This window comes from Limnohabitans sp. Hippo3, from assembly GCF_003063665.1.
Lineage (GTDB): Bacteria > Pseudomonadota > Gammaproteobacteria > Burkholderiales > Burkholderiaceae_C > Limnohabitans_A.
Genome location: NZ_NESF01000022.1, coordinates 1 through 8,399, shown reverse-complemented (window position 1 = coordinate 8,399; position 8,399 = coordinate 1). Strand labels below are relative to the sequence as shown.

8 protein-coding genes are annotated in these 8,399 nt (G+C 59.7%); 5 read left to right on the top strand and 3 right to left on the bottom strand.

What is annotated here, in order from left to right:
• Nucleotides 1-470 precede the first annotated feature (470 nt).
• The 3 genes from B9Z34_RS14270 (at nt 471) to B9Z34_RS14260 (ending at nt 2,687) form a co-directional block, all read left to right on the top strand.
• Entirely contained in the window at nt 471-767 is a 297-nt protein-coding gene (locus tag B9Z34_RS14270) for a type II toxin-antitoxin system RelE/ParE family toxin (RefSeq protein ID WP_108428778.1), read from the top strand.
• 3 nt (nt 768-770) lie between these two features.
• A complete protein-coding gene (locus B9Z34_RS14265) occupies nt 771-1,073 on the top strand; it encodes an addiction module antidote protein (protein ID WP_108428777.1) in 303 nt (100 codons plus the stop codon).
• Between the two features lie 402 nt (nt 1,074-1,475).
• On the top strand, nt 1,476-2,687 hold the full coding sequence (locus B9Z34_RS14260; protein WP_108428776.1) for an O-antigen ligase: 1,212 nt from the start codon (nt 1,476-1,478) through the stop codon (nt 2,685-2,687).
• Between the two features lie 522 nt (nt 2,688-3,209).
• Here the strand turns inward: B9Z34_RS14260 and purT are convergent.
• From purT to radC, 3 genes are all read right to left on the bottom strand, one after another.
• Nucleotides 3,210-4,346, bottom strand: a complete 1,137-nt coding sequence (gene purT / locus B9Z34_RS14255) for a formate-dependent phosphoribosylglycinamide formyltransferase (RefSeq protein ID WP_108428775.1) — start codon at nt 4,344-4,346, stop codon at nt 3,210-3,212.
• Nucleotides 4,343-5,347 (bottom strand): adenosine kinase, encoded by a 1,005-nt coding sequence (locus B9Z34_RS14250; RefSeq protein ID WP_108428774.1) that lies wholly within the window; start codon nt 5,345-5,347, stop codon nt 4,343-4,345. The genes purT and B9Z34_RS14250 overlap by 4 nt, the downstream gene beginning before the upstream one ends.
• A gap of 217 nt (nt 5,348-5,564) precedes the next feature.
• The gene (gene radC, locus B9Z34_RS14245; protein ID WP_108428773.1) at nt 5,565-6,236 is read right to left on the bottom strand and encodes a DNA repair protein RadC; all 672 of its coding nucleotides are present in this window, start codon (nt 6,234-6,236) and stop codon (nt 5,565-5,567) included.
• Nucleotides 6,237-6,366: 130 nt separating this feature from the next.
• On the opposite strand from radC, the gene B9Z34_RS14240 reads away from it, so the two are divergent.
• Both B9Z34_RS14240 and ispH read left to right on the top strand, forming a co-directional pair.
• Nucleotides 6,367-6,810, top strand: a complete 444-nt coding sequence (locus B9Z34_RS14240; RefSeq protein WP_108428772.1) for a peptidylprolyl isomerase — start codon at nt 6,367-6,369, stop codon at nt 6,808-6,810.
• Entirely contained in the window at nt 6,810-7,739 is a 930-nt protein-coding gene (gene ispH / locus B9Z34_RS14235) for a 4-hydroxy-3-methylbut-2-enyl diphosphate reductase (protein ID WP_108428771.1), read from the top strand. Before B9Z34_RS14240 ends, ispH begins: the two co-directional genes overlap by 1 nt.
• Nucleotides 7,740-8,399: the final 660 nt, after the last annotated feature.

The following is an 8,399-nucleotide window of genomic DNA, read 5'->3' as shown; positions in this document are numbered from 1 at the left end:
AGCTGCCAGTCCTCATCGAGGCGAACAAATTCCGACGGCTGCACCGAGCACTCCATGGCCTTCTCCTTCCATACGCAATGGAGAAGAGCATATCTCAAATTGATATTTTAAGTTAGCGCATATGCGCGCATGCGGGTATCCACGGCCGGCGAAGGCATGGACCCCCGATCGAGTCGGGGGTGACGAATGCAGGGGTCCGGGGTGACAAATGCAGGGGTCCGGGGTGACAAATGCAGGGGTCGGGGATGACGAGCGTAGGGGTCCGGGGTGACGAATGTCGCTCGCGAATGTTGGCTGGAGCCATTTCAGGCATTCGGCCGCAGGGGCGGCCTCCCACAAAGGCCGCCATTCCACAGAGCTGGCCTACTAAAGTTGCTGCCTCTTGGGCCACTTTGGAGGAAGGCGGAATTTCTTGATCGCTGTTGCTTACTTAGCTTGACAGTGTTGTATCCCAATTAATACAATGCGACATGAAGACGATCTATACAACCGACATTTTTGACGGATGGTTTGGGTCCTTGCGGGACAAACAAGCCGCCCGTCGGATCCAGGCTCGTATCGATCGTGCGGAAGAAGGAAATTTCGGGGACCACAAGTCTGTAGGTGAAGGTGTTTCAGAAATGCGTATTCATCACGGCCCAGGCTTTCGGGTTTATTTCACGCTACGAGGTCTGGAGATCGTCATTCTGTTGGCCGGGGGCGACAAGTCTAGTCAGGTCAAAGATATTCAAACCGCGCAGGAGCTAGCGCGTCAACTGAAGGAGTAATAGATGACTGCTCTCAAGCTACGGAAATGGGACAGCGCAGAACACCTCAAAAACGAAGAGGACATGGCGCTCTACTTGGAGGCTTGCCTGCAAGAGGCGGGTGATGACGCAGCCTTTATCGCCAAGGCCCTGGGCATCATTGCCAGAGCCAAGGGCATGTCGCAACTTTCGCGCGATACAGGCTTGGGCAGGGAAAGCCTCTACAAGGCGTTGTCAGGAGAGGGCAACCCTAGCTTCGCCACCATCCTTAAAGTTACTTCTGCGCTGGGAATCCAGCTCCACGCCCAGCCCCTGCAAGCCAGTTAAAAATTTAATTGGGGTCAGATCCCGATTGTTTGACGACATAAGAGCCGAAAGGCTCTTTTGTCGTTTAAGCGCTTTGAAAAGGGCCAGGTGTTTGTTTTGTCCGCATTGATGTCGGCCGAGTATTCATTGGCCCGCAGCTTACTGCTGTGGCAAGTGGTTTTGCATGAGTGGTTGGGGTTGGGGATTTGTCGGGTGAAGCGGTGAGCAGGCATGGACCCCCGATCGAGTCGGGGGTGACGAATGCAGGAGTCGGGGGTGACGAATGCAGGGGCGGGGGTGACGAATGCAGGGGCGGGGTGACAGGAGATTTGTCATACCCGCGCATGCGGGTATCCATGCCCGTCGAAGACAGAAGCGCTTGGCCACAAGTTGATAATAGAGCGTTGATAAAAAGGATATCGAATGATCGCGATCAGGCAAAAGACAACAGTGGCTTTGGGGTGGCTGGTGCCTGCGCTGTTTTTGTTGTTCCCGGTGGCCATGGCGCTGTCGAATGTGGTGTTGCTGTTGGTGTTGATCGGGTTTGCAGTCACTTTCAGCAGCGTTTATTTGAAGCGTGATGCCTGGAGCTGGCCGGCGATTTGGCTGATGGCATTGTTTGGCATGGTGCTGGTCGGCATGCTTTACACCCCTGCACCTTGGCATTGGGTGTCGGTCAATTTGGGCAAATACGCCAAGTTTGCTTATGCCGTTGTGTTGATGCTGTTGTTGGCACGGTTTCCGCAGTGGCAGAAAAGAGCGTTGTGGGCGTTTGTGGGGGCCATGCTGTTTATCTTGGCGTCTACCTGGCTGAATGTGTGGTTTGTGTTGCCTTGGTCAACGACCAAAACGCCTGGCTGGGGTGTGTCGCACCATGTGTTTGGTGACTACATCACGCAAAACGTGATGGTGTCTTTTTTGGTGGTGTTTGCCTTGACCAAAGTGCAGCGCCCGTGGCTTGGCCGAATGAGTCTTGTTTGGTTGCTGGTGGCGGCGTTGGGGGTGGTCAGCATCACCCATTTGTCTTCGGGTCGAACAGGGGCGGTGTTGCTGTTGGCGGGCCTGGTGTCCTGGATGTTGGTGCGCTGGGGTGGCAAAAAGCTGTGGATCGGTTTGCCGGTGCTGGTGCTGCTGGTGGCAGGGGTGCTGGCATCGTCGAGCGTGATGCGTGAGCGGATTGCTTTGGGTTGGACAGAGTTTGCCAAGCGCGATGTGGATGTGATGTCGTCCATTGGGCACCGGGCTTACAACTACCGCACCGTGCCGAAGATGATGGCAGAACACCCGATCGTGGGGCATGGCACAGGCGCGTACCACATCGAGGTGTGCCGATTTTTGGAGAACCCGGAGTGGTGCGACACTTTCCGTTGGCATCCACACAACCAGTTTTTGTTCTTTGGTGCGGATCATGGCCTGATCGGGGTGCTGCTGTACGCGGCGCTGCTGCTGTCGCTTTACAGGGTGGCCATGCGCTCTGACCATGCCCAGGCCAAAGTGTTGTTGGTGTCACTGACCAGTATTTTGCTGGTGGACAGCATGATCAATTCGCCTTTGTTCAGTTCAAGAGAAAGTCATTTCTTCTTGTTCATGATGGCGCTGCTGGTCGCGATGAACCTACGACCTGATCCAGAGTGACAAGTGATGGTCATACCTGTGTCCCTTTCAGTCATGCCCGCGTCCCCTTCTGTCATAACAGCGGCCCCTTCTGTCATACCCGCGCATGCGGGTATCCATGGCAGTCGAAGGCAGCAGACATGGACTCCCGATCAAGTCGGGGGTGACAAGAGATTTGTCATACCCGCGAATGCGGGTATCCATGGCGGTCGAAGGCAGAAGACATGGACCCCCGATCAAGTCGGGGGTGACAAGAGATTTGTCATACCCGCGAATGCGGGTATCCATGGCGGTCGAAGGCAGAAGACATGGACCCCCGATCAAGTCGGGGGTGACAAATGCAAATGGCGGGAGTGACAAGAGATCTGTCATACCCGCGCATGCGGGTATCCATCGCGGTCGAAGGCAGCAGGCATGGACCCCCGATCAAGTCGGGGGTGACAAATCAGGGAGTCGGGGGTGACATGTGCAAGTGGCGGGAGTGACAAGAGATTTGTCATACCCGCGCATGCGGGTATCCATGGCAGTCGAAGGCAGGAGCGCTTAAACCACCACCTTGATCTTGCCCGCAGCGTCCCTTGCGCGTTGCAGCGCGTTGGGGCCTTTGGCCAGGGCTACGGCCATGCGGCGATAGGGGCGAGTAGTGGGTTTGCCGAAGATGCGCACGTCCACGCCCGGCTCGCTCAGGGCTTCGGCCACGCCTGTGAAGCTGGGGTTTGTGCCTTCTTTGTCGGCCAACACCACGGCGCTGGCACCCTCCACACATTCAATAACGGGAATGGGCAGGCCCAAAATGGCGCGGGCGTGCAGATCGAACTCGCTCAGGTTCTGGCTGACCATCGTCACCATGCCCGTGTCGTGCGGGCGGGGGCTCAGTTCGCTGAAGATCACTTCGTCTTTCGTCACGAAGAATTCCACGCCAAACAGACCAGCGCCGCCCAAGTCGGTGGTGACTTTTTCGGCCATGTCTTGCGCGGCTTTGATTTGCTCGGGCTTCATGCCTTGGGGCTGCCAGCTGTATTGGTAGTCGCCGCGCTCTTGCACGTGGCCAATGGGCGGGCAAAACAGCGTAGGCCCTTTGCGCTGGCGTACGGTGAGCAGGGTGATTTCGAACTCGAAGTGGATGAATTCTTCGACGATGACTTTTTGGCGGTCGCCGCGCATGCCCGCGCAAGCGTAGTCCCAGCTGGCTTGCACATCGGCGGCCGTCTTGGCCACGCTTTGGCCTTTGCCCGATGAACTCATGACGGGCTTGATGACGACCGGGAAACCGATTTCGTTGGCACGGGCCAGCAGCTCGGCGGCGGAGTCCGCGTAGCTGAACTTGGCGGTGCGCACGCCCAGGCCCACGGCCACGTCGCGGATGCGGTCGCGGTTCATGGTCAGATTGGCCGCGCGTGCGCTGGGGATGACTTCAAAGCCTTGTTTCTCCACGTCGAGCAGCACTTCGGTGCGGATGGCCTCGATCTCGGGGACGATCAGGTCAGGCTGGTGTTTGGCAATGGCGGCCCGCAGCGGGGCTTCGTCGAGCATGCTGAAGACTTCTGATTCATCCGCCACTTGCATGGCGGGCGCACCCGCATAGCTGTCGCAGGCGATCACGTGGCAGCCCAGGCGCTTGGCGCTGATGACGAATTCTTTGCCCAGCTCACCGGAGCCGAGGAGGAGGATTTTTTTCATGACGAGGCCTTTTGGAAGTCGGTGTAGATCGCTTGCATTTGCGCTTTGGTCAGGCGGTTGCCGTGCTGGCTGACCACCGCTGCCGCTGTGCGGTTGGCCAGTGCGGCGGCTAGCGCAGGGGAGTGGCCGTGGGTGATGCCGTACAAGAAAGTGCCGGCAAACATGTCGCCTGCGCCATTGGTGTCGACCGCTTTCGTTGGCACGGCGGGCACTTCGGTGCGCTGGCCGCCTTGCACCACGATGCAACCTTTGGGGCCACGCGTAAGGCACACGGTTTTGGCCAAGGGCGACAACTGCGCCAGGATGGCGTCCAGATCGTTCGTGCCGCACCAGGTTTGCGCTTCTTCCTCATTGGCAAACAGGTAGTCCAGCCCGTTGCCGATCATGGCTTCCAGGCCTGCTTTGCAGAAGTTGATCATGCTCACATCGCTGAGCGTGAGCGCGGTTTGAACCTGGTGATCGATGGCGATCTGGCGGCCTTGGACAGCAGCTTCCAGGCCCGTGGGCGATGCGGCCAAATAGCCTTCCATGTAATAGATTTTGGACTTGGCGATGTCTTGCGGGTGCAGGGCACTGGCGTCCAGCTGCGAGGTCGCACCCAGGAAAGTGCACATGCTGCGCTCGGCATCGGGCGTGACCAACACCATGCAGCTGCCGGTTTGGCCTTCGGTGGGGCGGGTGTGGGTGAGGTTGGTGGCCACGCCGTTGGTTTGCAGGTCTTGCATGTAAAAAGCGCCCAGCTCGTCGTCGGCCACGCGGCACGAATAAAAGGCATTGCCGCCCAATTGCGCCAGCGCCACCACGGTGTTACCCGCCGAGCCGCCGCCTGTGCGCCGGGCGTGCAGGCCTTGTACATGGCGCAGCAGTTCGGCGCGTTGGGGCATGTCGATCAGCGTCATGTGCCGCTTGCTCACGCCCATGGCGCTCAGCAGTTCGTCGGAGACTTCGTATTCGGTATCGACCAGGGCGTTGCCGATGGCGTAGAGGTGGTAGTGGGACATGGCCGTTAGGGTAGAAGGGAAAACAAGGAGTTTAGCGGCTGCTCCCACTGGGCCTGTGGATCACTGAGAGAGGCCGCCCCTGCGTCCGAATGCATGGACCCCCGATCAAGTCGGGGGTGACGGAGGAGGGCGGTCATGCCCGCGCTCCATTCCGTCATACCCGCGCACGCGGGTATCCATGGCAGGCGCAGGCACAAGGCTTGGCCCCCCGAGCTACTCACATCAACCCCTGCTCCGCCATCGAAAAGGCCTGCCCTTGCCCCACGATGATGTGGTCGAGCACGCGCACATCCACCAATGCCAAAGAGGCCTTGAGGGTTTGCGTCAGGTGCTCGTCGGCGCGGCTGGGCTGCACCGAGCCGCTGGGGTGGTTGTGGCTGAGGACCACGGCAGCCGCCTGGTGATGCAGGGCGCGCATGACGACTTCGCGGGGGTAAACCGAGGTCTGGCTGAGCGTGCCCCGAAAAAGTTCTTCCATGGCCAGCATGCGGTTTTGGTTGTCCAGAAACAGCACGGCAAAGACCTCGTGGTTTTTGTGGGCCAGTTGCAGCTGCAGGTATTGCTTGACCGCGCCCGGCGTGTGGAAAGCCTCACGCTCTTTGAGGCGCTGGCTGAGCGCCCGGCGCGCCATCTCAAAGACGGCCAGCAACTCGGCCTGTTTGGCGGGGCCCAGGCCTTTGACCATTTGGAGCGACTGCACGGTGGCGTTCAGCAAGCCCGCGATGCCGTCTGGCCCGAGGAGTTCTTCGGACAGCTGGAACACGTTTTTGCCCGCCATGCCCGTGCGCAGCAAGATGGCCAAGAGCTCCACATCGCTCAGCGCCTGTGGGCCACGGGCGAGCAGTTTTTCGCGCGGACGCGCGTCAATCGGCAAGTCCTTGATGCTCATGTCTTGCCCCTCCCCGGAGCGGCCTTCGGTCCGTCTTATCCCTTGTGAAAGGGCAGCTTGGCCGGGCTTTTTACAATAGTGCTTTCTTTATGCCCGTTTGCCCGCTTGGGCGGCAACCACGAAAACCCTTATGTCCATTGTCGAACCTGGTTCTTTCTTGACGCTTCACTACCGCCTGGCCGGGCCGCAGGGGGACATCATCAACACCTTCAACGAAAAACCTGCCACCTTGTCGCTGGGTTCGGGCGCCTTGTCGCCCGCCGTGGAGCAGCGCCTGCTGGGCCTGGCTGAGGGCATGCGGGTGGTGATGGAGATTCCGGCGGGTGAGGCCTTTGGCGAGCGCATTGCCGATATGCAGCAGTGGGTGGCGCGCAAGCTGCTCAACGAGCTGGGCGACCCGACCGAAAAATACGCGGCGGGCGATGTGGTGCAGTTTCCCACGCCCGATGGTTTGGGCTCGTATGCCGGGACGGTGGTGCAAGTGAATGAGGAGGGCGCGGTATTGTTTGACTTCAACCACCCGCTGGCCGGTCAGCCTGTGACCTTTGAAGTCGAACTGATTGGGGTACTGTGATGACGTCTGAAGTGCTTTTGGCCGAGCCCCGTGGCTTTTGCGCCGGGGTGGACCGAGCGATCGACATCGTGGAGCACGCGCTCACCAAGTTTGGCCGCCCGATTTATGTGCGTCACGAGATCGTGCATAACACCTATGTGGTCAACGACCTCAAGGAAAAAGGCGCGATCTTCATCGAAGAGTTGGCCGATGTGCCACCCGGCGCCACGCTGATTTTCAGCGCCCACGGCGTGAGCCGGGCGATTCAGGACGAAGCCGAGCGGCGCGGTTTCCGGATTTTTGACGCCACCTGCCCGCTGGTGACCAAGGTGCATGTGGAGCTGGCCAAGCTGCACAAAGAGGGCTACGAGTTCATCATGATCGGCCACAAGGGCCACCCCGAGGTGGAAGGCACCATGGGCCAGCTCGACAGCGGCATCCACCTGGTGGAAGACGTGGAAGACGTGGCCAAGGTGCAACCTGCCCAGACGGACTTGCTGGCGGTGGTCACGCAGACGACGCTGAGTGTGGACGACGCGGCCGAGATCGTGGCCGCTGTCAAAGCCCGCTTTCCGCAAGTGCGCGAGCCCAAACAACAAGACATTTGCTACGCCACCCAGAACCGCCAGGACGCCGTCAAGCTGATGAGCCCGCTGGTGGACGTGGTGATCGTGGTGGGCAGCCCCACCAGCTCCAACAGCAACCGCCTGCGCGAGCTGGCCGACCGTTTGAGCACGCCCGCCTACATGGTGGACAGCGCCGCCGATTTAGACCCCGCCTGGTTCGACGGGGCACAAAAAGTAGGCCTGACCGCAGGCGCTTCGGCGCCGGACGTGCTGGTGCAAGAGGTGATTGCTCGCCTGCGTGCCATGGGCGCGGTGTCGGTGCGCACGCTGGATGGCATCCAGGAGACGATCAAGTTCCCCCTGCCCAAGGGTTTGAAATTGTGATGGGTTGACTGGCTGGTTTCCCGTCGCACGGAGCCCGGGCTCACCACTGTTATGCCCGTGATCCTCTCTGTCATACCCGCGTCTCCTTCTGTCATACCCGCGCATGCGGGTATCCATGTCGGGCGAAGGCACAAGGCATGGACCCCCGATCAAGTCGGGGGTGACGAAGCATAGTTGTCATACCCGCGTCCCCCACTGTCATACCCGCGCATGCGGGTATCCATGTCGGGCGAAGGCACAAGGCATGGACCCCCGATCGAGTCGGGGGTGACAAAGCATAGTTGTCATACCCGCGTCCCCCACCGTCATACCCGCGCATGCGGGTATCCATGGCTGGCGAAGGCATAAGGCATGGACCCCCGATCGAGTCGGGGGTGACAAAGCATAGTTGTCATACCCGCGTCCCCCACCGTCATACCCGCGCATGCGGGTATCCATGTCGGGCGAAGGCACAAGGCATGGACCCCCGATCGAGTCGGGGGTGACAAAGCATAGTTGTCATACCCGCGTCCCCCACCGTCATACCCGCGCATGCGCATATGCGCTAACTTAAAATATCAATTTGAGATATGCTCTTCTCCATTGCGTATGGAAGGAGAAGGCCATGGAGTGCTCGGTGCAGCCGTCGGAATTTGTTCGCCTCGATGAGGACTGGCAGCT

Excerpts from the sequence above, each read along its gene's own strand:
- B9Z34_RS14270 (WP_108428778.1), top strand. The coding sequence starts at position 471 with ATGAAGACGATCTATACAACCGACATTTTTGACGGATGGTTTGGGTCC.
- B9Z34_RS14265 (WP_108428777.1), top strand. The coding sequence starts at position 771 with ATGACTGCTCTCAAGCTACGGAAATGGGACAGCGCAGAACACCTCAAA.
- B9Z34_RS14260 (WP_108428776.1), top strand. The coding sequence starts at position 1,476 with ATGATCGCGATCAGGCAAAAGACAACAGTGGCTTTGGGGTGGCTGGTG.
- purT (WP_108428775.1), bottom strand. The coding sequence starts at position 4,346 with ATGAAAAAAATCCTCCTCCTCGGCTCCGGTGAGCTGGGCAAAGAATTC.
- B9Z34_RS14250 (WP_108428774.1), bottom strand. The coding sequence starts at position 5,347 with ATGTCCCACTACCACCTCTACGCCATCGGCAACGCCCTGGTCGATACC.
- radC (WP_108428773.1), bottom strand. The coding sequence starts at position 6,236 with ATGAGCATCAAGGACTTGCCGATTGACGCGCGTCCGCGCGAAAAACTG.
- B9Z34_RS14240 (WP_108428772.1), top strand. The coding sequence starts at position 6,367 with ATGTCCATTGTCGAACCTGGTTCTTTCTTGACGCTTCACTACCGCCTG.
- ispH (WP_108428771.1), top strand. The coding sequence starts at position 6,810 with ATGACGTCTGAAGTGCTTTTGGCCGAGCCCCGTGGCTTTTGCGCCGGG.